Annotated in this window: 22 protein-coding genes; 17 read left to right on the forward strand and 5 right to left on the reverse strand. The window is 67.2% G+C overall.

Features of this window, described 5'->3' with window-relative positions:
- Positions 1-10: 10 nt before the first annotated feature.
- Both HT579_05730 and HT579_05735 read right to left on the reverse strand, forming a co-directional pair.
- On the reverse strand, positions 11-271 hold the full coding sequence (locus HT579_05730) for an acyl carrier protein (protein ID QKS28472.1): 261 nt from the start codon (positions 269-271) through the stop codon (positions 11-13).
- Positions 268-1,788: an acyl--CoA ligase gene (locus HT579_05735; GenBank protein QKS28473.1), complete on the reverse strand. Its 1,521-nt coding sequence runs from the start codon at positions 1,786-1,788 to the stop codon at positions 268-270. The genes HT579_05730 and HT579_05735 overlap by 4 nt, the downstream gene beginning before the upstream one ends.
- A gap of 679 nt (positions 1,789-2,467) precedes the next feature.
- Here HT579_05735 and HT579_05740 point away from each other — a divergent pair.
- From HT579_05740 to HT579_05775, 8 genes are all read left to right on the forward strand, one after another.
- The gene (locus HT579_05740; GenBank protein QKS28474.1) at positions 2,468-4,867 is read left to right on the forward strand and encodes a transglycosylase domain-containing protein; all 2,400 of its coding nucleotides are present in this window, start codon (positions 2,468-2,470) and stop codon (positions 4,865-4,867) included.
- 396 nt (positions 4,868-5,263) lie between these two features.
- Positions 5,264-5,497 (forward strand): type II toxin-antitoxin system Phd/YefM family antitoxin, encoded by a 234-nt coding sequence (locus tag HT579_05745; GenBank protein ID QKS28475.1) that lies wholly within the window; start codon positions 5,264-5,266, stop codon positions 5,495-5,497.
- Positions 5,494-5,880, forward strand: coding sequence for a type II toxin-antitoxin system VapC family toxin (locus HT579_05750; GenBank protein ID QKS28476.1), 387 nt, complete (start codon positions 5,494-5,496; stop codon positions 5,878-5,880). The genes HT579_05745 and HT579_05750 overlap by 4 nt, the downstream gene beginning before the upstream one ends.
- A gap of 364 nt (positions 5,881-6,244) precedes the next feature.
- Positions 6,245-7,231, forward strand: a complete 987-nt coding sequence (locus HT579_05755; GenBank protein QKS28477.1) for a hypothetical protein — start codon at positions 6,245-6,247, stop codon at positions 7,229-7,231.
- 180 nt (positions 7,232-7,411) lie between these two features.
- Positions 7,412-8,311: a YihY/virulence factor BrkB family protein gene (locus HT579_05760; GenBank protein QKS31522.1), complete on the forward strand. Its 900-nt coding sequence runs from the start codon at positions 7,412-7,414 to the stop codon at positions 8,309-8,311.
- 106 nt (positions 8,312-8,417) lie between these two features.
- Complete coding sequence (locus HT579_05765; GenBank protein QKS28478.1) at positions 8,418-9,851, forward strand: aspartate aminotransferase family protein; 1,434 nt, start codon at positions 8,418-8,420, stop codon at positions 9,849-9,851.
- 84 nt (positions 9,852-9,935) lie between these two features.
- Positions 9,936-11,036: a hypothetical protein gene (locus tag HT579_05770; GenBank protein QKS31523.1), complete on the forward strand. Its 1,101-nt coding sequence runs from the start codon at positions 9,936-9,938 to the stop codon at positions 11,034-11,036.
- Between the two features lie 83 nt (positions 11,037-11,119).
- Complete coding sequence (locus HT579_05775; GenBank protein QKS28479.1) at positions 11,120-11,689, forward strand: lipid-binding SYLF domain-containing protein; 570 nt, start codon at positions 11,120-11,122, stop codon at positions 11,687-11,689.
- On the opposite strand, the gene HT579_05780 is transcribed toward HT579_05775, so the two are convergent.
- The gene (locus tag HT579_05780) at positions 11,686-11,976 is read right to left on the reverse strand and encodes a hypothetical protein (GenBank protein QKS28480.1); all 291 of its coding nucleotides are present in this window, start codon (positions 11,974-11,976) and stop codon (positions 11,686-11,688) included. The two genes, HT579_05775 and HT579_05780, sit on opposite strands and share 4 nt — an antisense overlap.
- 247 nt (positions 11,977-12,223) lie before the next feature.
- Between HT579_05780 and queD the strand changes: the two genes are divergently transcribed.
- From queD to HT579_05810, 6 genes are all read left to right on the forward strand, one after another.
- Positions 12,224-12,667, forward strand: coding sequence for a 6-carboxytetrahydropterin synthase QueD (gene queD, locus HT579_05785; protein QKS28481.1), 444 nt, complete (start codon positions 12,224-12,226; stop codon positions 12,665-12,667).
- A gap of 66 nt (positions 12,668-12,733) precedes the next feature.
- Positions 12,734-13,495 carry a 5-oxoprolinase subunit PxpB gene (gene pxpB / locus HT579_05790; protein ID QKS28482.1) on the forward strand — a complete coding sequence of 254 codons (762 nt, stop codon included), beginning with the start codon at positions 12,734-12,736 and terminating at the stop codon, positions 13,493-13,495.
- A gap of 2 nt (positions 13,496-13,497) precedes the next feature.
- Positions 13,498-14,571 carry a biotin-dependent carboxyltransferase family protein gene (locus tag HT579_05795; protein ID QKS28483.1) on the forward strand — a complete coding sequence of 358 codons (1,074 nt, stop codon included), beginning with the start codon at positions 13,498-13,500 and terminating at the stop codon, positions 14,569-14,571.
- The gene (locus HT579_05800; GenBank protein ID QKS31524.1) at positions 14,571-15,377 is read left to right on the forward strand and encodes a 5-oxoprolinase subunit PxpA; all 807 of its coding nucleotides are present in this window, start codon (positions 14,571-14,573) and stop codon (positions 15,375-15,377) included. Before HT579_05795 ends, HT579_05800 begins: the two co-directional genes overlap by 1 nt.
- 121 nt (positions 15,378-15,498) lie before the next feature.
- On the forward strand, positions 15,499-16,611 hold the full coding sequence (locus HT579_05805; GenBank protein QKS28484.1) for a cell division protein ZapE: 1,113 nt from the start codon (positions 15,499-15,501) through the stop codon (positions 16,609-16,611).
- Positions 16,608-16,964 carry a hypothetical protein gene (locus HT579_05810; GenBank protein QKS28485.1) on the forward strand — a complete coding sequence of 119 codons (357 nt, stop codon included), beginning with the start codon at positions 16,608-16,610 and terminating at the stop codon, positions 16,962-16,964. The genes HT579_05805 and HT579_05810 overlap by 4 nt, the downstream gene beginning before the upstream one ends.
- A gap of 199 nt (positions 16,965-17,163) precedes the next feature.
- On the opposite strand, the gene HT579_05815 is transcribed toward HT579_05810, so the two are convergent.
- Together HT579_05815 and HT579_05820 are read right to left on the reverse strand one after the other, a co-directional pair.
- A complete protein-coding gene (locus HT579_05815; protein ID QKS28486.1) occupies positions 17,164-18,066 on the reverse strand; it encodes a GGDEF domain-containing protein in 903 nt (300 codons plus the stop codon).
- A 109-nt stretch (positions 18,067-18,175) separates the two neighbouring features.
- Positions 18,176-19,459: an aminotransferase class I/II-fold pyridoxal phosphate-dependent enzyme gene (locus HT579_05820; protein QKS28487.1), complete on the reverse strand. Its 1,284-nt coding sequence runs from the start codon at positions 19,457-19,459 to the stop codon at positions 18,176-18,178.
- A 253-nt stretch (positions 19,460-19,712) separates the two neighbouring features.
- Here HT579_05820 and HT579_05825 point away from each other — a divergent pair, with 253 nt between their 5' ends.
- The 3 genes from HT579_05825 (at position 19,713) to HT579_05835 (ending at position 23,522) form a co-directional block, all read left to right on the forward strand.
- Positions 19,713-20,351 (forward strand): hypothetical protein, encoded by a 639-nt coding sequence (locus tag HT579_05825; protein ID QKS28488.1) that lies wholly within the window; start codon positions 19,713-19,715, stop codon positions 20,349-20,351.
- A gap of 430 nt (positions 20,352-20,781) precedes the next feature.
- Positions 20,782-22,740 (forward strand): AMP-binding protein, encoded by a 1,959-nt coding sequence (locus HT579_05830; GenBank protein QKS28489.1) that lies wholly within the window; start codon positions 20,782-20,784, stop codon positions 22,738-22,740.
- The gene (locus HT579_05835) at positions 22,740-23,522 is read left to right on the forward strand and encodes an ABC transporter ATP-binding protein (GenBank protein ID QKS28490.1); all 783 of its coding nucleotides are present in this window, start codon (positions 22,740-22,742) and stop codon (positions 23,520-23,522) included. Before HT579_05830 ends, HT579_05835 begins: the two co-directional genes overlap by 1 nt.
- Positions 23,523-23,529 lie beyond the last annotated feature (7 nt).

Genomic DNA, 23,529 nt, shown 5'->3' on the forward strand with positions numbered 1-23,529 from the left:
GCTTCTGTATTCACGGGTTGGCCTTGTCGATCAGGTCAACGATGCTGGCCATCGTCGAGAGCCGTTCAGGGTCGAAACCGCCGGCGGAAATGTCGATTCCGTATGTCTTCTCGAGATAGAGGACGATCTGCACGATTGCCAGCGAATCGAGCAGGCCGGAGGCGAACAGGTTGTCATGGACGCCGACGCTCTCGATCGGTTTGTTGGGCTTCTGGATCGTGCGCAGGTAAACGATGAGATCCTGCAGACGCTGCTCGCTATCGCCGCTCATCCGCTCATCTCCCCGGCAAGGACATGCGCCAGATCGAGCGGCGTCAGCCCGGCGCAGGCCGCCTTGACGGCATCGCGATTGATCTTGCCGCGGGAGGTGCGGGGGATTTCGTCCACAAGCCACCAGCGCATCGGCATCTTGTGCTCGGCGAGTTGCGACCGCATCCAGCTGTGCAGGGCCCGGATCGTCGCGCTTTCCGAATTGGTCAGGACGACCGCCATCCCGACTGCCTGCCCGTAGACCTCGTCATCCAGTGCGAAGGTGCAGACATCGCTGGCCCCTTCGAAACGTTCGACGACCGTATCCACGTCAGAGGGGTAGATCTTCATTCCGCCCCTGTTGATCTCGTCCCGCTCACGGCCTCGCAACACCAGCCTGCCGTGTTCATCGAGAAAGCCGATGTCGCCAGTCAGGAACCAGCCGTCGCGAACGGCCAGGGCTGTCAGGTCGTCACGCTGGAAGTAGCCTTTCATCAGTGCCGGAGTATTGAGCCAGACAAAACCCGATTCCCCGGGCAGGCATTCGTCTTCCGGAACGAGCGGCCGCGTCGTGTCGGCGGTGTGCAGCACCTTGATGATCGCGCCCCAACCTGCGCCGATCAGACCGTCTTCGGCAGCGCAATCGGCATTGCCAAGGCCCGCGACCCAACTGCCGGTCTCGGTGATCCCGTAGGAATTGCAGACCTGGCGCGTACCCGTCCAGGCACGGATTTCCTCCCATGCGTGTGCCGACAGCGGCGCCGAGCCACAATGGACACGTTGCAGGGTGCCTGCCTGCGGCGGCTTGGACAGTCTGGTCGCCAGCTTCCAGACGGCAGGCACCGACGACAGAAAGGTGATCCGGTGGTCATCGATCATCTGACCGAGCCGGATGATGATCTCCGGGCGGAAGGGCGGGGTGACGAACAGATCCATGCCGGAAAGCCACGGGAACAGGCAATTGCAGATCAGGCCGTGGCCAAAGTGCGTCGGCAGCAGGCAGAGCGTGCGGGCGAAAGGGGCAACGCCGAGGTGGTCGCGCAGCCCCATCCAGCGCGCGCGCAACGAGCGATGGGTGTGGACGACCCCCTTCGGTGCTCCCGTCGAGCCGGAGGTGAACAGAATCAGCGCGTCGTCGTCGAGCTGGCTGAAGCCGGCGGTCGCCTCCTCGTCACCTGCCTGTGTCGTCTCCACAACAGGCACGCCCGCGTCAGCCAGCGCCTCGGCGACAGCCGCTTCGGTCAGGTGATCGACGACAGCCAATCTGGGAAGTGCCGCCGAAACCAGGGTCCGGATCTCGAATGCCGTCAGGCGCGAGTCGATCGGTACCGCGCAGGCCCCCAACTTCCAGATTGCCAGCAACTCGGCAAAAAACTCGAGGCTATTCCCGAATGGCAGGAAGACCCGGTCTCCTCGGGACAATCCACTGCGTGTGAAGCGGGCAACCCGTCGCGCCACTTGGCGAGCAATCTCGGACTGGCTCCATGCCCGCCCACTGACTGGCTCCGCCAGGTTTCCCACACCCAGATCCAAGAACATTTCGCTCGCTCCTTCGCGCCAATGCGGCGATCGTTACCGTCAGGACAAACGCAGAGTCGTCCCGCCTGCGTCGGGACTGCGGTGCGCCACCACTGTCTGCGGACAAAGCGAGGCAAGGATGGCAGCAGATGCCAGGCCATCCGCGACAGGCAGCTGGCCGGGCCGTACAAGGCACTCCAGAGGGATGACCTGCGGCGACGTGCAACGTCTCGGGGCCCCTCCATTCAGTGTCGTTCCCTTGATGCGCATGGCGTATGGTAGCGTTTCCACGGTCTTGCCGCAATCGTCAGCAGGAGGCCCGCTGATCTCGGCGGCTCGCCACGCACCAGGCCAATGCCGTGATTCGGCCGCTGGACGAGAGGACCTCCGCGGTCACGGGGTCATGGCGCTGCGTCAAGCCGTCTGGCTCTCCGTCTGGCCCGTTTCTGTTGATGGGCAGCTCTTCCGGGCATGATCGACATGCGGAGCGGAGGTCGTCGTCTCCTGTCTCCACCGAGTCAGCCTGCCAGGAACAAGGGGCGCCGGCAGCGTGCGGCCCGCTGGAGAATTGGCGCGGTTGCTTCCATAATGCTGGCTTGTCCGCGCCTGCCTTTCCCTTCGCAGGTCACGACGGAGTGACCCATCGCCGTACCGCCAGCCAGGCTGGCAGGACCCCATTCGTTCGTGGAGTGAAGCGTCCATGGTAGCGATCCGTTCCCCGTTCCGGGAACTGAAACAACTGCTGGCCCGCTTTGCGCCGCGCCTTGCCGCGACGTTCGCCGCCGCCGTCGAGGGCGTCCGCCATCCCACCCGGCGCGGAGTCCTCCGCGCGCTGCTCGCGCTGCCGATCCTGTTCCTGCTCTATGTCCTGGCCCTCATTCCCTTCACGCCGGGCATCAGCGACATTCGCAAGGTGTCGTCCGAGCAGCCGGCGCAGATCCTCTCGGCAGATGGCAGGAAGCTGGCCGAGTTCAAGCAGTCCAACCGGGAGTGGGTCGCACTGGCCGAGATTTCGCCGCATGTCATCGACGCCCTGATCGCCACCGAGGATCACCGCTTCCGCGAGCATTTCGGTCTCGACTGGCGACGCACCATCGCCGCGGCGCTCAACACCTTCAGCGGCGATCGCCAAGGTGGCTCGACCCTGACGCAGCAGCTTGCCCGCAATCTGTACCCGGAGGCGATCGGCCGCGCGCCGACGCTGACGCGCAAGACCAAGGAGGCGATCACGGCGCTGAAGATCGAGGCCGTCCACAGCAAGGACGAAATCCTCGAGACCTACCTCAACACCGTGCCCTTCCTGTACAACGCCTACGGCATCGAGATGGCGGCGCGCACCTATTTCGACACTTCTGCCCGCCGGCTCGATGTCCTGCAGGCGGCGACGCTCGTCGGCATGCTCAAGGGCAACAGCTACTACAACCCGGTACTCAATCCCGAGCGATCGTTGCAGCGACGCAACATCGTCCTGCAACAGATGGTCCGGCGCGGGAAACTGAGCGCACAACAACTCGACGCGCTGCGCGGGCAACCGCTGCGCATCGATTTCGAGCGCCAGAGCGAACCGTCGGGACCGGCACCGCATTTCGCCAGGCAACTGCGCAAGTGGCTGATCGCCTGGGCCGACCGCAATGGCTACAGCATCGACGGCGATGGCTTGATCGTGCGCACGACCATCGATTCGCGCCTGCAGGCGGCAGCGAACCAAGCCGTGGCCCGCCAGGGCAACACGCTGCAGAAGGTCGCCGACGCCGCCTGGAGCAGCCGCTCGGCGTGGAGCCCCGACTCGAGCCTCGTGCAGTCCTTCATCCGCGAATCGCCGGAGTACGGCGCAGCGACCAGCAAGGGCCGGACGCCGCAGCAGGCGATGCAGGAGTTGCAGGCCGACAAGGGCTTCATGCGCGCGCTGCAACGACAGAAGACGCAGATCCAGATCGGTTTCCTGGCGATCGACCCGCGCAACGGCCATGTCAAGGCCTGGGTCGGCAGCCGCGACTTCGAGCAGGATGCCTTCGACCATGTGCAGCAGGCACGCCGCCAGCCCGGCTCGACCTTCAAGCCCTTCGTCTATGGTGAAGCGTTCCGCCAGGGTGCCAGCCCGAACGACCGGCTGATCGACCAGGCGGTGGAAATCGCCGTCGGTGGCGCCGAGATCTGGCGGCCGACGGATGGCAGGCCGCCCAGCGGTGAGTCGATGAGTCTGGGCGATGCACTGGCCCGTTCGAAGAACACGATCACCGCGCAACTCATGCAGCAGGTCGGCGCAGCCAAGGTCGCCAGGCTTGCCCGCGACATGGGCGTGCGCGAGAGCAAGCTCGAGGCCGTGCCGTCGCTCGCCCTCGGAACCAGCCCGGTCACCCTGAAGGAAATGGTCAGCGCCTACGGGACGATCGCCAACGCTGGCGCCTACCTCGAGCCGCTGCTGGTGACCCGCATCGAGGACCGCGACGGTCGGGTCATCGAGGAATTCGGCCCGGCAGAGGCCGAGGTTGCGCTCAAGCCCGAGGTTGCCTATACGCTGCTCGACAGCATGCGCGGCGTGATCAACCGCGGCACCGGCCGCGACATCCGCAGCCGCTACGGCATCCGCGCCGACGTCGCCGGCAAGACCGGCACGACGCAGGACAATGCCGATGGCTGGTTCATCCTGATGCACCGGCAACTCGTCGCCGGCGCGTGGGTTGGTTTCAACGACGGCCGCGTCACGCTGCGCAGCGACCACTGGGGGCAGGGGGCGCACAGTGCCCTACCGGTCGTCGGCGACTTCTTCCGCAGCGCGCTGCGCTCCCGCATCGTCGATCCGCGGCTTCGTTTTGCGGCCCCGGAAGAGACGGGCTGGTGGGCGCGCATCAAGCGCTGGTGGCGCGGCCTGTTCGCGCCCGATCCCGTCGCCGCGCCCGAGCGGCGGCGCCCCGTCGAAGCGGCACCGAAGCCGGAAGCGCCCGATGTGCCGGCAGCGCCCGATGCGCCGGCCGTACCGGTGCCACCCGAGAGCGATCCGCTGCAGGAGAAGATCGACCAAATCCTGCGTGAGAGCGACGAAAGCGAAGGGCTGCGCGAGGACGTGCCGGCGGCGGCCGAGGCGGCTGCTGCGCGGTGAGGCGGGCGGCGTCTTGGTTCCGCAGGCGATCGGGGACGATCCGGGGCGGTAGCGTGCGCAGCACCGGAGGCGACGACATCGAGCGCGCGCCGACGCTGGACGCCAGGCGCCGGCGCTTGCCTGCCGTCGCCGGGTTTTCTCGGCAAGCGGAGGTCGAGTACTCTTCGGCGCGGCCTCGGCCACCCTCGCCGAGTTCGGCGCCTGGGTGAATCGTGTCTGGCTCCACGGGTCAAAGGACGATGCCGTGGCCTTCCAGGTCTGGGTCAAGGGCACCCACGACGCGGCGCGTGCGCAACGCCGGGGAATGAGCGGGAAGAAGCGTTCTCCATCACCGACGCCATCGCAACTGTATCTGTTAGACTAAGTCCATTGGCTTGACCAACCAGGAGGGTTGCCATGGCGCTGATTGTGAACGTGCACGATGCCAAGACGAACTTTTCTCGCCTGCTGGAACAGGCACACGCCGGGCAGGAAATCGTGCTGGCGAAAGCAGGCAAACCCTACGCACGGCTGGTGCCATTGGCACCAGAGGTGGGTGCGCGGTCGCCGGGGCGGTTGGCCGGGAGAATCGACGCGAAGTTTTTCGAACCCCTGCCCGAAGACGAGCTGAAGAGCTGGGAGGGCAAATGAAGTACTTGCTAGACACGCACGCGCTGCTCTGGTGGTGGACCGACGATCCGCAGTTGTCGCCCCTTGCTCGCGCGTGCATCCAGAACGAAGCCAATACCGTTCTGGTCAGCGCCGCGAGCGCCTGCGAAATTGCCACCAAGCATCGGCTGGGCAAGCTGTCGCTGGCGGGCGAGGCTGTCGCACGGTTCAACGAGTTGGTCGAACTCGACGCGTTTCAACATTTGCCGGTAACCTACCTGCATGCCTTGTGGGCAGGTGCGCAGGCTGCCGAGCACCGCGACCCATTCGACCGGATGCTGGCCGCGCAGAGCGAACTGGAAGGTGTGCCGCTGATCAGCTGCGACACGGCGTTTGCGTCCTTTCGCGTGCAGACGGTGTGGTGAGGGCGGCGGTGGAGCGGAAACTCGGGCAGCGTGCCTGACGGATGCGCACAAGCACCGGCGAGCCCTGCTGCGGGAACCGTCGTGGCCGACTGACAAGAAGCGGCGGGAACTGCAAACGGCGTTTCATGACGCGCCGCCGCTGGCTCCAGTTGGCAGCCGGACGCCCGGCGCGCTGACAGCGGAGCGCGATCGCTGGGGCGCCCTTATGCGCCGCACCCTGGCCGTCGGCAGCTCATGCCGCCCGGCGGGCCAGAGGATCTTTGCTTGACTGTCGTGACGACGCCGTGGATACTCACCGGGGTGCGGTCGATCCGCATATCCGTATCAGTTTCATGGCATCGCATTGCAAGACAGGAGAAGAGGCATGCACACGATCACCCGGATGCTTTCTGTATTGCTGTTGGGCGGCTTGACGGTTGCGGCAAACGCCAGTAGTGGCAAGGATGGCTGGCAGAAGAGGATTCCCCGCTGCGGCCCGGATACCAAGGTGGTAAAGTTCATTGAATATGACGAAGGCACGGCCCCCGCGGGCGGTACGGCGGTGTCGATCGTCACCTTCAAGGAAAAGAAGAAGAAGGGGTGCTGGATCGACGTGCAGGACCTCCACCCGACGCAGTCGGCGGTGGGAATGGGAGCGGCGGCGTGCAAGTCGGGCAAGATCACGCGCAAGGGCAAGGATGGCAAGCTGGACGAGTGGTTGCTCGAGGACAATCGCTGGGTTCCCCTGGTGAGAGGTCCGGGCGGCAGGTTCTATTTGACCGACCATCACCATCTGTCGTCCGCCGTGTACAACGCGGACATTCCCGACAAGCAGAAGAAGCTGTACGCCTACCTGATCAGGGATTGGTCCCGCATGAAGGAGGATGCCTTTTGGCGTCGGATGGAAGAAGAGCACCTGACTTGGCTGAAGAGCCCGGACGGGCGGACGATCTCGCCGAAGGAACTGCCGTCAAGGATCGGTCACTTGCAGGACGATCCGTTGCGGACTCTTTCGGCCTGGGTGCGCGGCAGTTGTGGCTATGTCAAGTGCAATCCGCCCGGGGTGACCGATGAGGATGCCGAAGGGACTTGCCCCGCCCGCTATGCGGACGTCGCGTGCGCCAGCGAGTATTTTCTCGAGTTCACCTGGGCTGCGCATCATGCCACCGTCCCGGAGGTGCAGGCGGCTCTCGCCGAGGGCGGTGCGTGCTCGCAACAGGCGCCGCTGGACCAGGAATGCCTCGACCGTCAGCGTGCGAAGCTGGCACAGTCCCTGCCGGCAGCGATGGCGGCGGCCGCGGCCCCTGCAGCGCGGACCAAACCCGGTTACAACCCGAAGGCGCACGACGGCGTGGTGCCGCCGTGTGAGTGATCGGCGGTCGCGCTGACGACTCGCGCCACCAGCGGTAGCCTCGGGATTCCCTGGCGTTGCGCCTGACGCCTTGCGTCGACGCAAGGCCGCGGTGCCGGATAGTCGGGCATACTGGGGGCGATTTCCGAGACGGCGGGCCAGGCGGCCCGCCAGCGAGCGACCGTGCCCCCATCGTTCAGCATGCCCGTACTCAGCGCGTCGACGCAGCAGGTGCTCAGGCACCCGGCGGCCTTCGCCCTGCGGGCGCTGCACAGCTTCGGCCGCAATCAGGGGCTGCTGCTGGCGGCGGCGATTGCCTACTATGCGTTGCTGTCGGTCGTGCCGCTGCTGATCCTGTCGGTGATCGCGCTGTCGCACCTGGTCGAAGAGGCGGAACTGCTGGCGACGATCGGTCGCTACCTCGAGTGGCTGGTGCCCAGCCAGTCGCATGCCTTTCTGGCGGAGATCTCGAAATTCATGGAGCAGCGGGCGGCAGTTGGCGCCGTCCTGCTGCTGACGATGCTGTTCTTCAGTTCGCTGGCCTTTTCGGTCCTCGAGAAGGCGATGGCGGTGATCTTCGCGCACCGCAATGCGCGTGGGCAGCGCCACTTCCTGACCTCGGCGCTGCTGCCCTACTGCTTCGTCCTGATGCTGGGCGTCGCGCTGCTCGGCGTCACCATCGTCTCGATCGCCCTCGAGGCGATCGCCGGCGCCAATCTCCATTTCTTTGGCTGGGAGTGGTCGCTGCGCGGGCTGGCCGGCAGTCTCGTCCACCTCGTCGGCCTCGGCGCCGAGGTCTGCATCCTGACGGCGATCTACCTCATCATGCCGGTCGGGCGGGTGCGCCTGCGCCATGCGCTGTTCGGCGGCTGTACGGCCACGCTGATCTGGGAAGTGATCCGCCACATCCTCGTCTGGTTCTTCACCACCCTGTCGAAAGCGAGCGTCGTCTACGGGCCGCTGGCGACGGCGGTGGTGGCGATGTTCAGCATGGAGATCGCCGCCACGCTGCTGCTCTTCGGTGCGCAGTTGATCGCCGAGTACGAGTGCCTGGGTCGGGAACGCGCTGCGGCCGCCGCGACAGCGCCCGCAGCGATTTGAGTGCGCGCCTGCGCGCTGCCATTGACCGCGGCTCGCCGGCGCGGCGATACTGCGGCGGCGCGGCGGCATGCGCTGCGCGCAGCGATCGACCGTCAGAAAGGCGACGATGATGAATGCAGACATGGATGCGACCGCCACCGGTGGCGAGGCGGCGGCGCTGCACGAGGCGTACGCGCTTGCCACGGCCTTTCTCGCTTCGCTGCCGCAGCGACCGGTGAGCCAGGTGCCGACGCCCGCCGAGATGGCGGTAGCGCTCGACGAGGCGCTGCCCGAGAACGGCCGCGATCCCGCCGGCGTCGTCGGCGAGTGGTTCGCCCGCGCCGAGCGCGGCATCACCGCTTCGCCCGGCCCACGCTTCTTCGGGTTCGTCAATGGCGGCGTGACGCCGGCAGCGCTGGCCGGCGACTGGCTGGCATCGGCGATCGACCAGAACGCCGGCCTGTGGGCCGGCAGCCCGGCGGCGGCGCAGACCGAACTGGTCGTCCTGCGCTGGCTGCAGGAGCTCTTCGGACTGCCGGCGGAGTGGGCAGGGGCGCTGACCAGCGGCGCGACGATGGCCAATCTCGTCGGGCTCGTCACGGCGCGGCAGTGGGCCGGCCGGCAACTCGGCTTCGATGCCGCCGGCGACGGTCTCGCGGGCCAGCCGTCGATCGCCGTCGTCGCCAGCAGCGAGATCCACCTCAGCGCCGTCAAGTGCCTCGGCACGCTGGGCTTTGGTCGCAACCAGGTGCGCCGAGTGGCGGCCCGCTGCGGCGCGGCCGACGTCGATGCGCTCGCCGGTCTGCTGCGCGGCATCGACGGCCCAGTGATCCTCATCGGCAATGCCGGCGAGGTGAACAGCGGCCATTTCGACGATCTGGCGGCGCTTGCCGATCTGCGGGACGGGCACCCCGGCGGCGCGTGGCTGCATGTGGACGGAGCGTTCGGTCTCTTCGCCGCCGTTTCACCGCGGCTGGCGCACCTCGTCCGCGGCATCGAGCGCGCCGACTCGGTGGCGGCGGACGGACACAAGTGGCTCAACGTTCCCTACGATTGCGGCTTCGCCTTCGTCCGCGACGGCTCCCTGCTGCGCGAGGCTTTCGCGGTCGGTGGCGCCTACGTCGCCGGCGGCGCCGGCTGGGATCCCTTCACCCATGTCCCGGAAATGTCGCGCCGCTTCCGCGGCCTCGCCGCCTGGTGCGCGCTGAAGGCCTACGGTCGCGCCGGCTATCGCGCGCTGGTCGAGCGCTGTGTCGACAACGCGGCCGCCTTTGCGCGCTGGGTCGATGAGACGCCGGGGGTCGAGCTGATGAATCCGGCACCGCTGAACATCGTCTGTTTCCGGCTGGTCCGCGCCGGGCTCGATGAGCTTGCCAGCGACGAACTGAACCGGCTGGCCGTACGCGCCATCCAGTCCGACGGCCGGGCCTTCGTCACCGGCACCGTCTGGCAGGGCCGTGCCGCCATCCGCGCCGCCTTCGACAACTGGCGGACGGCGCCTGCCGATGTCCGCCTGCTGCAGGAGGCGGTGGCGCAGGTTGGCGATTCCCTGTCGGCTTGACGAGGGTGGCGCCGGCGGACTTTCGCTGCCGTCGCCTACGTGCCATACAGTCGGCTTCCAACAAGCGCGCCTCGGGAGGTCATGATGAGAACGACGACGAAGGGTCCTCTGCTGCTGGCGGCAGCACTGGCGATTGCCGGCGCCGTGCCGGCGGCCACGGCGGCGCCGCTGATCTACGAGATGACGCTGAGCACGCATTCCGGTCTTGCCGGTGGCGGTGGCATGCTCGGCATGATGAGCGGTCGTGGCAGCAGCGTCAGCCGGATGATGGACCTGCGCCTGACCAGCCCGGTCGATCTCGCCGGCGGGGCGGCTGCCGAACACGTCGTCCCCGACGCGATGCGCATCGGGCCGCTGCTGCCGCTGCGTGGCGAGCGGCGCAGCAAGGGTGATGGCGGTACGGCCGACGACCAGGGTGGCAGGTTGCTGCTGTACTGGGGTTGCAGCGCCAGCGTGGCGGCCGGGCAGCCGGAAGTCATCGACCTGCAGGCGATCGACAGCCGTGTCTCGCCCGAAGTGGCGGCGATGGCGCGGCACAGCCGGCGGGGCAAGGGCGGAGCCGACGGCGGCGAGAGCCTGCCGCCACGCACGCTGTGGTGGCCGCAGGGCGATCCGGCAGGCGGCACCGTGCCGGCCGATGCGTCGGCGGTCGGCGAGCATCTGGTGCGGGCGAGTTTCATGTCGCACGAGATTCGCTATGCACTCGACCAGCAGATGGACTTCCTCGAGCCGATGAACCTGCGCGCCGGCAGCGGCAGCCTGAACGCAGCGATTCCGCTGCAGTGGGCGGCTCTCGCGCGGGCCCGTGGCTACAATCTGAACGCCGTCGGCGCCGCCAGCGAGCGCGAAGTCATCATCTGGATGGCTTCGCGGAACCAGCCGCCGATGCTGCCCGCGAGCCAGAACACGTGCACGATTCCGGCGGGCATCTTGGCGAAGACGCAGGGCGCCATGCTGATGGGCGAGGCGCTCGGCCCGACGCGCAGCTTCGCCCATCCGCCGCAGAAGGCGGGCGAGAAGAGACCGCCGATCTGGACTGCCCGCGTGCGGGTCAACAGCTTCGACTCGGCGCTGCTCGGCATGGGCGACATGGCGCGTGAGGCAGCGGGCGACGCCGCCGCCGACTCGGTGGTGCCGGGCGGAGCGACGATCATGAAGTCGCTCAAGGGCCTCTTCGGCAACTGAGCCGCGGACCAGGAGTATCATCATGCTGTGCCGGCGCCCGTCGGTACGCATGCCGCAAACCAATCTTCTCTCAAGGTGCCACCATGAACCTGAACGCACTCCCGCGGTTTGGCCGCGCAGCACACCTTTTCCTCTCCGTCCTGATCGCCGGACTGGCCACCTCCTTTGCCGCCGTTGCCGCCGACCGGACCGCGCTTGAACGGGACGCACGCCGGGCCTATCAGAAGCTGACGGCGAGTGTGCCGGCGGCGAAGTCACTGGGGCGTGATGCGGTGGCGGTGATCGTCTTTCCGAGCATCACCAAGGCGGGGCTGGTGGTCGGTGGACAGTACGGGGAAGGGGTGCTGTTCCGCGGCGACGCCGTCGTTGGCTACTACAACACCGCTGGCGCTTCCTTTGGCCTGCAGGCTGGTGCGCAGCAGTACGGTTACGCGATGTTCTTCATGAACCAGAAATCACTGGCGGCGCTGACCGACAACGACGGTTTCGAGGTCGGCGTCGGTCCGTCGGTGGTGATGGTCGACCAGGGGATGGGCAAGTCGCTGACGACGATGAACGCCAAGGAAGACATCTACGCCTTCGTCTTCGGCCAGAAGGGACTGATGGCCGGCGTCGGTGTGCAGGGCAACAAGATCACGCGGCTGAGCGACTAGCCGGCTGCCTCACGCGCGGCGCGGGGCGCGCGTTCGGGGGCGGGTACCGTTCGCGGCTGCAGGCCGACACTGCCGGGTTGCGGGCAGCCTCGGCCGGACGCCGATGGCCGCTGCCGGGGGAACTGGTCTGGCGACGGGAAATGCTCGGCGTAGCGGCTGATCCACTCGAGTGCCGCGCTGTCGCTGTCGAGACGGCGCCCCTCGCGGCGCAGGACGTCGGCGCGGTAGCGTTCGATGAGCGTGATCTGCGCCAGCATGCGGGCAGCGAAGGGATCGGTCGGTGGCATTTCTCGGGTCTGCGTTCGAGATGACTGCAGTCATCTCAAGCAAGCGCCGTGCCTGGAACAATAATGAACGATAAATCAGCAGGATGGGGTTGCCCGCCGCGGTGTGCGGGGGTGGTGGTGTAAGGCTGGCCGACAGGCGCAGGCGGTTCCGGCGCGGCCGGCGGCGGGACTTCGCGGGCATTTCCCCGCCACCGGGCCCGCCGGCCGGCGGTGCTATAATCGCCCCTCCGTTTTCCGGGCCCAGCCGATGCTCATCACCCGCCGCCTCGAGTTCGACGCGGGCCACCGCATTCCCGATCACAGGAGCCAGTGCCGTCACCTGCACGGCCATCGCTACGCGCTCGAGATCACCCTTGCCGGCGACATCATCAGTCAGGCTGGCGACCCGGCCGACGGCATGGTGATGGACTTCTCGGAGGTCAAGGCGCTGGCCATGCAGCACCTTGTCGATGCCTGGGATCACGCCTTTCTCGTCCATCGCGGCGATCGGCCGGTGGTGGATTTTCTCGCTTCGTTGCCGGAGCACAAGACGGTCGTCCTCGATTGCGTGCCGACCGCCGAGAACCTGGTCCGCACGGCGTTCGCGATTCTCGACGCGGTCTATTGCGACACCTACGGCAACCGCTTGCGGCTCGAACGTCTGCGCCTCTATGAAACACCCAACTGCTGGGCCGAGGCCGTTCACCCATAGCCCGCGGCCCCGGCGGCCAGTGCGCGGGTCTCCCGGCAACCGCCGGGCCGGCGGCCAGGAGCCTTGTTGAGCTACCGTATCCTGTCCCTTGGCGACGCGGCGCTGACGATCGAGTTCGGTGAGGTCATTGATCGCCGCCTGCTGGCCGCAGTGGCGGCAGCCGATCGGTCGTTGCGGCAGGCAGTCGCCGCCGGGCAGTTGCCGGGGGTCGTCGAGACGGTACCGACCTTCCGCTCGCTGACGGTGATCCATGATCCGCTGCGCGGCACGCAGAGCGAAATGGAAGCGGCCATTCACGCCGCCTTGCGGCAGACTGCCGCGATCGCCGCGCCGCGCCGACGGGTCTGGCAGCTGCCCGTCTGCTACGGCGATCAGCTTGCCAGCTGCGGGCCGGATCTCGAGCCATTGGCGGCAGCCTGCGGGCTCGGCGCGGCGGAGGTGGTGCGGCTGCACGCGGGCGGCTGCTACGAGGTCTACATGCTGGGCTTCCTGCCGGGCTTTGCCTTCATGGGTGATCTGCCACCGGTGCTGGCGCGTGCGCGTCGCAGCGAACCGCGGACGCGCGTTCCGGCCGGCAGCGTGGCGACGGCGGGTACGCTGACCGCGATCTATCCCTGGGAGAGTCCCGGCGGCTGGCACCTGATCGGCGCCTGCCCGCTGCCGCTGTTCTCGCCGTCCTGGCCGCAGGCGGCGCTGTTGCAGCCCGGCGATCGGGTGCGGCTGCGCGCCATCGAAGCCGGCGAGTTCGCCGCGCTGCAGGCGGCGGCGCCGGCGATGCGCGCCGCCAGCCAACCGCCGCTGGACTTCCTCGCTGCGGACGCGGAGTGACGATGCGTGCCGTGCTCGAGGTGCTCAGCCCGGGGGCGATGGCATCGATACAGGATCTCGGCCGCAGTGGCTGGCGGCACATCGGCGTGCCGCGCTCCGGAGCGCTTGAGCCGGGCTGGCTGCGTCTGGGCAACGCCCTGCTCGGCAATCCTGAGGACGCGCCGGCGATCGAATTCCTCGCCGGGGGCCTGGCGGTGCGGGCGCTGCAACTGCCGCTGCAGGTCGCGCTCGCTGGTCATGTCACGGCCGAAGTGGTGCATGCCCGTGGCCGTCGTCGCCTGGCCTCCTGGCGCAGCGTGTCCCTCGACCCAGGCGAGACGCTGCGCTGCGGCCGCCTTGCGGCCGGCCGTGTCGGCTACCTGGCGCTCGCCGGTCTCGAGGTGGTGCGGCATTTCGGCAGTGCATCGACCTACGCCCGGGCCGGTCTTGGCGGCGTCGACGGTCGCCTGCTGGCGCCGGGTGTGCGGCTGTCGGTGGTTGCCGGCAGCGGCGGCGGTGAGCGGCTGCTGCGGCGTCCGCCGGCCGTTGAAGAGGCGCCGATCCGGGTCGTCCCGGGACCACAGGATGATTATTTCGACGCGCAGCAGATGGCCACCTTCTTCAGCCAGGCCTACCGCATTTCGGCTGCCGCCGATCGCATGGGAATTCGCCTCGACGGCCCGCTGCTCAGGCACCGTCCGGAGAAGGGGGCAGAGATCGTCTCCGATGCGACCGTGCCGGGATCGATCCAGGTACCGGGAAGCGGGCAGCCGATCGTGCTGCTCGCCGACGGCCAGACCGCTGGCGGTTACCCGAAGATCGCCACCGTCATCACCGCCGACCTGCCGCGCCTTGCGGTCATGGCGCCGGGCCAGGCGCTGCGCTTCGCCGCCGTGTCGGTGGCGGCGGCCGAACAGGCGGCACGCGCGCGGGAAGCGGAACTGCTGGCGCTGCTCGCAGCAATCGGGCCGCTGGCCGAGGGGGGGGACGTCGATCAGCAAGCGATCTACACGGCCAACCTGATCAGCGGCGTCGTCGATGCCGGCGCGGCAGACGGCCAGCCGGTGGCGGTCGGCCGCTTGCAGGGAGAGCCATGATGGGACAGGCGATCAATCTCAACGCCGACCTCGGCGAGAGCTTCGGTGTCTGGCGCATGGGCAGCGACGCCGAGCTGCTGCCGCTCGTCGGTACGGCCAGCATTGCCTGCGGCTTCCACGCCGGCGACCCGCTGGTGATGCGGCAGACGCTGCGGCAGGCACTGGCGGCGGGCGTCAGCCTCGGCGCGCACCCCTCTTACCCGGACCTGCAGGGCTTCGGGCGGCGCGTCATGCGGTTGCCGGCCGACGAACTCGAGGCGCTGCTGATCTACCAGATCGGCGCACTGGCCGGCATGGCACAGGCTGAAGGCGGTCGCCTGACGCACGTCAAGCCGCACGGAGCGCTGAGCAACATGGCGTGCGAGGAGGCGGCTGTCGCGGGCAGTGTCGTCGCCGCGATTCGCAGCTTCGACCCGACCCTGATCCTGCTCGCTCCGGCGGTCTCGCAACTGGCGCGGGCCGGAGCGGCAGGGGGTCTGCGAGTGGCGAGTGAGATCTTCGCCGACCGGACCTACACCGATGCCGGCAACCTGCTCCCACGCAGCCAGTCGGGGTCGCAGCTGCATGCGGCCGCCGAGTGCGTGGCGCACGTGCTGCGCATGCTCGACGCCGGCGGCATCGTCAGCGTCGGCGGCAGGCACATCCCGACCGAGGTGCACAGCATCTGCGTGCATGGTGACGGAGCCCAGGCAGTGGCTGCGGCGACCGCCATCCGCAGCGCGCTGCTGGCGGCCGGCATGCGCCTGTTGCCGCTGCCGGAAGTGCTGGCGCCGGCCGATCCCGTTCCGTCGGCGGCGATGGTTTAGAATGGTGGCAGCAATGCGGTGATGCTGCGCGCGGCACGGCAGCTGCGGCTGCGCGGCCCACCGCCCCACCGCTTCACCGCTTCACCGCGCGGGGTTGCCTGCGAACAGCGGAAGGACGCCGATGCCTCACAGAGTTCTCAAGGTCCCCGAGCGGGGAATGATCGAAGCCTACGAGCGTCTGCTCGGGGCCCGCGGTTTCCAGGCGGATTCGGCGCAGCGTGCCGCCGCAGAGCGCCTGCAACGGCTCTACTACGAGTTGCTGTCGTTCAAGGTCGGGCGCCGCAGTACGCTGCGCCGGCTCTTCGCGCCGCCCCCCGTACCGACGGGTGTCTATTTCTGGGGCGGCGTCGGCCGCGGCAAGAGTTTCCTGATGGATTGCTTCTTCGAAGCCGTTCCCTACCGGCGCAAGCGGCGCATCCACTTCCATGCCTTCATGCATGGCGTGCATCGCCAGCTGAATGAACTCAAGGGCGAGAGCGACCCGTTGCTCAGGGTGGCCGAACGCATCGCGACCGAACTGCGGCTGCTCTGCTTCGACGAATTCCACGTCTCCGACATCGCCGACGCGATGATCCTTGGCCGCCTGCTGGAGGCGCTGTTCGCCCACGGTGTCGTCTTCGTCATGACTTCCAACTACCCGCCGGACGGCCTCTATCCGAACGGGCTGCAGCGCGAGAACTTCCTGCCGACGATCGCCCTGATCAAGTCACGGCTCGACGTGCTGGTGATCGACGCCGGCATCGACTACCGCCTGCGCACGCTCGAGCAGGTGGAGGTCTTCCACCACCCGGCGGACGCCGCTGCCGAGCTGAAGATGGCCGAGTACTTCGGCGCCATCGCCGGTGACGCCGGCGCACAGGGCGGCAGCATCGAGGTGCTCGGACGCGACATTCCGACCGTTCGCCGCGGCAACGGCGTCATCTGGTTCGACTTCCGGTCGCTCTGTGGCGGGCCGCGGTCGCAGAACGACTACCTCGAGCTGGCACGCGGCTATCACACGGTGCTGCTGTCCGCCATTCCGAAGATGTCGGCGAGCATGGCCTCCGAGGCACGTCGTTTCACGTGGCTGGTCGACATCTTCTATGACCACAAGGTGAAGCTGATCGCGACCGCCGATTGTGGTCCCGATTCGCTATACACCGAGGGAACGCAGGCGAGCGAGTTCTTCCGCACCGCCAGCCGGTTGACCGAGATGCGCTCGCGCGACTACCTCGGGCTGCCGCACCTGTCGTGAACCCGGGTCGCCGGCTGCCGGCGGATGCCGGACACCGGCTGCTGTCGCATTGCCACGGCCACCTGCTGTGGCTGCTGCTCGTCCTGCTGCCGGTCCTGGCTGGGGCGCAGCAGGAGATGGAGATGATGACCCTGCGGCATCGCACGCTGGATCAGGTCCTGCCTGCCCTGCAGCCGCTCGTCGAGAGCGGCGGCACGCTTTCAACCACGATCTCCGGTCGCCTGGGCGAGTGGCTCGAACTCGGGAGCAGCAGTCAGCAGGCCGGCTTCGAGCGCGGCGGCAACCTGCATGGCTCTGGTGGCCAGGCGAGCGAGCGGCGCAGCATCTGGCTGCAGGTCGAGGAACTGCCCTGAGACGCGCTGCCGGGACGGTCGCGAGCAGGCCAGGAGGCAGGGAGCGGGTGAGCCAACGCCTGGGAGTCTGCCAGATTGCCGACAGGGGCAGAGGTGGCGGCACGGGTAGCGCGTGGCGGCAAGGCTGCCGATCGTGGCAGCGCGGCGGATTTCCCGAGAACCCCTGTACCGCCGGCGAGTCGATCCGGAAGTGGTCGATCTAGAACAGGTCCATGTCGACGCAGAGCCGGTTGCAGCCGGATTCACGGGCGCTTGCCAGCAGTGACGCGAGGCGCTCGATCAGGGCCGGCGCGTCCTCACCCGTATACTCGCTGACTCCGCCGCTGATCGTCAGGCCGGTGTCGCCACTCTCCGCGCTGCCCGTTTCGATCGACTCGCGCAGTCGTTCGAGGCCGACCATGGCTTCGTTGACCCGCACGTTCGGCAGGATGATCAGGAAGCTGTCGGCACCGTGGCGACCGATCATGTCGAACTCGCGCAGGCTGTGGCAGAGCAGCCGGGCAGTGCGCGCCAGGACGTGCTCTTCGCCCTCCGCCTGACAGCGTGCCGCGAAATGATCGATGGCAATCAGGGCAACTGCGAACGGGATCCCGTAGCGGCGTGCCCGGCGGCTTTCGTCGTCGAGCAGGATATCGATGTGTCGCTGGTTGAAGACCTCCGTCAGCGGGTCATGGGTCGACAACTGCTGCGGGTCGCCGACGACGCGGCCACGATGCTGTCGGTCGGCGAGAAGCAGCAGCACCCGGCGCAGGCTGCCGTCGGCGGCAAAGACCGGAAAGGCGCTGGCCCGGCACCAGGTGACCGCTGTGCTGGCTGGCGTGCGCAGTCCGACGGCGCGCTGATGCACGGGTTGTTGCGTCGCCTGTACCTGCCGTTGCGGGCGTTCGTCGTCGCGCAGCGGCCGTCCGTTCTCATCGATCCAGGTCGGCGTGCTGTCGCCGAGCAGTTCCTCGGCGGCCACGTTGCGCAGTCGTGGCGTGTCATCGGCGGCAAAGGCGAGCAGCGCCACCCCGAGGCTGTCGAGCAGGGCCGCGTAGCGGCCTATCTCGGCGTCATCGGCACGCAGATCGACGAGCGGCAGGCGGTGCGGGATGGCGGACATGGGCTCGCAGGCAGGGCAACGTGTCTATGCTAGCCGAAAATGCCGTCCGGCGCCGGCCGGGAGAGCGGCCCGATGCGGCCCGCCGCAGCGGGCCGCTTGCACGGCGACCTCAGACTGCGGCCAGAGCCTGTTCGAGGTCGGCGATCAGGTCGTCGATGTGTTCGATACCGATGGACAGCCGGATCATCTCCTCGGACACCCCGGCTCTCGCCAGTTCGGTCGGGCCAAGTTGGCGGTGCGTCGTCGATGCCGGGTGGCAGGCGAGCGACTTGGCGTCGCCGATGTTGACCAGCCGCGTGAACAGTTGCAGCGCATCCTGGAAGCGGGCTCCGGCCTCCGAGCCACTGCAGTCCGTGCCCTTGACACCGAAGGTGAGAATCCCGGAAGCCTTGCCTGCCATGTATTTCTGCACCAGCGGGTGGTCGGGATGGTCGGCAAGTCCAGCGTAGTTGACCCACGCCACCTTGGCGTGCCCGCGCAGGTACCCGGCAACCTTGTCGGCGTTGCTGCAGATGCGGTCCATGCGCAGCGGCAGCGTCTCGAGACCCTGCAGGATCAGGAAGCTGTTCATCGGCGAGATGGCTGCACCCATGTTGCGCAGCGGCACGACGCGCGCGCGGCCGATGAAGGCGGCCGGTCCGAGTGCCTCGGTATACACGACGCCGTGGTAGGAGACGTCGGGTTCGTTGAGACGCTTGAACTTCAGCTTGTGCTCGGCCCAGGGGAAACGTCCGCTGTCGACGATCATGCCGCCGATCGAGTTCCCGTGCCCGCCGATGTACTTGGTCAGCGAGTGCACGACGATGTCGGCCCCATGCTCGAAGGGGCGGCACAGATAGGGCGAGGGAACCGTGTTGTCTACGATCAACGGCACGCCATGGCGGTGGGCGATCTCGGCCAGCGGTTCGAAGTCGGTGACGTTGCCGAGCGGGTTGCCGACCGATTCGCAATACAGCGCCTTCGTCCTGCCGTTGATCAGCCTTTCGAAACTCGCAGGATCGGCGTGGTTGGCGAAGCGGACGTCGATGCCATACTGCGGCAGGGTATGTGCGAACAGGTTGTAGGTGCCGCCATAGAGCGTCGACGCGGAAACGATGTTGTCTCCGGATTCGGCTATGGTCATGATGGCGTAGGTGATCGCTGCCTGTCCCGAGGCCAGCGCCAGTCCGCCGATGCCGCCCTCCATCGCCGCCACCCGTTTCTCGAGTACGTCCTGGGTCGGGTTCATGATGCGGGTGTAGATGTTGCCGGCGACCTTGAGGTCGAAGAGGTCGGCGCCATGCTGGGTGCTGTCGAAGGAGTAGGAAGTCGTCTGGTAGATCGGGACGGCGACTGCCTTGGTCGTCGGCTCAGGGCTGTAGCCGGCGTGGACGGCGAGGGTTTCGAGTTTCATGCGGAGTCTCCCGGGAAGGTTGGCGCGCTGCCTGACGGGACGAATCTTAGCATCTTGCCCGGCCGCCGGCGGGCCTGCCGCAGTCCCTGCCTGGCGGGGGCGCGGGTTCGCGCAGCCCTGAACGCCTGCGCGCTGCCGCCCGCCTTGGCCGTCGGCGCGCGAGGCGCAAGGCTCCTGATCGTGCCTGATGCGCATGCGGCCTATAATGCGCCGTCCGAGGAGATGTCTCCTCGTCGTTCCAACCGGAGGGGTCATGGTGCTCACCGCAGTCGTTGTACGCATGCTGGAGAAGTTCGGCGGTGCTGGCCGCCGCTGGCAAAGAAACCACCGGCAGGAGGTGGCTCGCGGGCTGCTCGCCGGCGCGTGTCTGCTGCTGGCGATGCCGGCACTGGCGGTGGAGTCAGCCGATGCGCCAGTTGCCGCCGCCGGCGTCACCGACACTGCCGGCCGGGGCGCGCCGGAATCCAGGGCGAGTGATCGCTTCTATTTCCAGACGAGTCTATACACAGCGCATTTTCATCCCGACGACGAGCACAACAACTCGCAGAAGCTCGTCTATGCCGAATGGCGGTTGGCGCAGCGGTGGCTGGAGGGGCAGTTGTTTGTCGGCGGATCATATTTCGACAACTCTTTCAGTCAGTCATCCCAGTTCGTCTTTGCGGGTCTGCTCTGGCGACCCGTCGAATCGCGGCAGGAACTCTATTTCAAGGTTGCCGCGGGTGTCGTCCACGGCTACAAGGGGGAATATCAGGACAAGATTCCCTTCAACGGTTCCGGCTATGCCCCGGCCATCATCCCGGCGGTCGGCTATTGCTACCAGCGCCTGTGCAGCGAGTTTGTGCTGATCGGCTCCGCGGGAGCCATGTTGACCCTCGGGGTGACCGTGCCATGATGGCGAAGCTGCCCTCTGCTTTGGCTTCTGGTTGTGGCGCTTGTCAGACGAGTTCGGGGACCGCCCGCGATGCGGCTGATCGACCGGTGCGTGTGCCAATTGGCGAACGCGCCGGCCATGATGGGACGGCGGCACCCTGGAGTTCGCAGCGCTGGATCACCACCCGCTGATCTCCTTTCCCTGCTGCAGTCGCCCGGCGCGGTCGCCGCGCGTGCTCGGGCAAGCGCCACGTCGTGGCCGCGCGTGCCGGGAGAGCCAATTCACCGTCTGCCGTTCGGGGTCGGCAGCGAAGCGTCGCCATGGCACCGGCCGGCGGCGATGCGGCGGCGCACAATCACCGCCGGCGGAAATGGATTAGAATCAGCCGACAAAGAGAAACGACAAAGGCTCGCCGCCAAGCAGCGGCGGTCGCGGCACCGGAGGAGACGAGATGCCGGAGATGGCTTCCGGGCAGGCGCTGGATACCTTCCCGCGTCTGCTGGTCGAGCATGCGCGGGTGCGCGGCGGCAAGCCGGCGATGCGCGAGAAGGACCTGGGTATCTGGCAGTGCTGGACCTGGCACGATGTCGCCGAGGAGGTGCGCTCGCTCGCCAGCGGTCTGGCCGAGATGGGTCTGCGGCGCGGCGACAATCTGGCGATCGTCGGCGACAACCGGCCGCGCATGTACATGATGATGACCGCCGTGCAGTGTCTCGGCGGCGTACCGGTACCGCTCTACCAGGACGCGGTGGCGAACGAGATGCTCTTCGCGCTGCTCGACGCCGAGGTGCGCTTCGTTTTCGTCGAGGATCAGGAGCAGGTCGACAAGCTGCTCGAGATCCGTGACCAGCTGCCGCTGCTCGAGCACATCTTCTACGACGATGCGCGCGGCATGCGCCATTACACGCTGCCGTGCATCCACGACGTCCGCGAGCTGGTGGCGATGGGGCGCGTGCACAACCGCAACCACCCGGACCTGCTGGCGCACGAAATCGCCGCCGGTGCCGCCGACGACGTCAGCGTCATGCTGTACACCTCGGGGACCACCGGCAAGCCGAAGGGGGTTCGTCTGACGCATGCGGCCTTCATCAGTGCCGCGCGTGGCGGCGCCGCTTTCGATCATCTGCGTGCCGACGACGACATTCTGTCGTACCTGCCGATGGCCTGGGTCGGCGACCACCTGTTTTCCTTCGCACAGGCGATGGTCACCGGTTTCACGATCAACTGCCCGGAGTCGGCCGAGACGGTGATGAACGATCTGCGCGAGATCGGCCCGACCTATTACTTTGCCCCGCCACGGGTGTTCGAGAACCTGTTGACGCAGGTGATGATCCGCATGGAGGACGCCAGCCGGATCAAACAGAAGATGTTTCACTTCTTCATGGCGGTTGCTCGTCGCAGCGGCGCCGAGATTCTCGACCGGCAGCCGGTGTCGCTGCTCGACCGCATCCTCTACGCGCTGGGCGACGTGCTCGTCTATGGTCCGCTGAAGAACGTGCTCGGCATGAGCCGCATCCGCGTCGCGTATACCGCCGGTGCGGCGATCGGACCGGACCTGTTCCGCTTCTATCGCTCGATCGGCATCAACCTGAAGCAGCTCTACGGCCAGACCGAAACCTGCGCCTACGTCTGTCTGCAGCCTGACGGCCAGATCCGTTTCGACAGCGTCGGCAAGCCGGCGCCGGGAGTCGAGGTGAAGATCGCCGACAACGGCGAGATCCTGGTGCGCGGCCCGATGCTGCTCAAGGAGTACTACAAGCGCCCCGACGCGACGGCCGAGGCGATCAATGCCGAAGGTTATTTCATGACCGGTGACGCCGGCCTGTTCGACGCCGATGGCCACCTGAAGATCATCGATCGCGCCAAGGACGTCGGCAGGATGGCCAACGGGGCGATGTACGCGCCAAACTACATCGAGAACAAGCTCAAGTTCTTTCCCTACATCAAGGAAGCGGTGGTCTTCGGTGACCGGCGCGAGATGGTCTGCGCCTTCATCAACATCGACGTCGGTGCCGTCGGCAACTGGGCCGAGCGCCGCGGCATCGCCTATGCCGGCTACACCGACCTGGCCGCCAAGGCAGAGGTGTACGGACTGATCGAGGAGTGCATCGAGAAGGCGAATGCCGAGCTGCTGCGCGAAGGGCCGCTCGCAGATTCGCAGATTCACCGTTTCCTCATCCTGCACAAGGAACTCGACCCGGACGACGACGAGTTGACGCGGACGCGCAAGGTGCGCCGCAACTTCGTCGCCGAGAAGTACGCGCCGCTGATCGACGCGCTCTACGGCGGCCGGAGCAGCCAGTACATCGAGACCGCAGTCAAGTTCGAGGATGGCCGGCAGGGCAGGGTGGCCGCCGATCTGGCGATCCGTGATCCGAAGACCTTTCCGGTCGAGCGGAGGGTCGCCTGATGGGCCGTGTATCCGGCGAGGTCATCCTCGACCTGAACAACGTTTCGCTCGCCTTCGGTGGTGTCAAGGCGCTGACCGACATCTCCTTCGACGTGCGCGAGCACGAGATCCGCGCCATCATTGGCCCGAACGGCGCCGGCAAGAGTTCGATGCTGAACGTCATCAACGGTGTCTATCGGCCGCAGCAGGGGGAGATCATCCTGCGCGGCCAGCGCTTCGCGCGCATGAACCCGTACAAGGCGGCGCGGGCCGGCATCTCGCGCACCTTCCAGAACATCGCGCTGTTCAAGGGGATGAGCGTCATCGACAATCTGATGACCGGGCGCAATCTGAAAATCCGCAGCAACCTGCTGCAGCAGGCCTTCTGGTGGGGTCCGGCGCAACGCGAGGAACTGGCGCATCGTGCCAAGGTAGAGGAGGTGATCGATTTCCTCGAGATCCAGCACATCCGCAAGACGCCGGTCGGCCGCCTGCCCTACGGCCTGCAGAAGCGTGTCGATCTCGGCCGCGCGCTGGCGATGGAGCCGAGCATCCTGCTCCTCGACGAGCCGATGGCCGGGATGAACGTCGAGGAGAAGCAGGACATGTGTCGCTTCATCCTCGACGTCAATGACCAGTTCGGGACGACGATCATCCTCATCGAGCACGACATGGGCGTCGTGATGGACATCTCCGACCGCGTCGTGGTGCTGGACTACGGGCGCAAGATCGGCGATGGCGTTCCCGACGAGGTACGCGCCAACCGGGAAGTGATCAGCGCCTACCTGGGCGCGAGCCACTGAGGAGCGA

The organism is Candidatus Accumulibacter similis, from assembly GCA_013347225.1.
GTDB classification, from domain to species: domain Bacteria; phylum Pseudomonadota; class Gammaproteobacteria; order Burkholderiales; family Rhodocyclaceae; genus Accumulibacter; species Accumulibacter similis.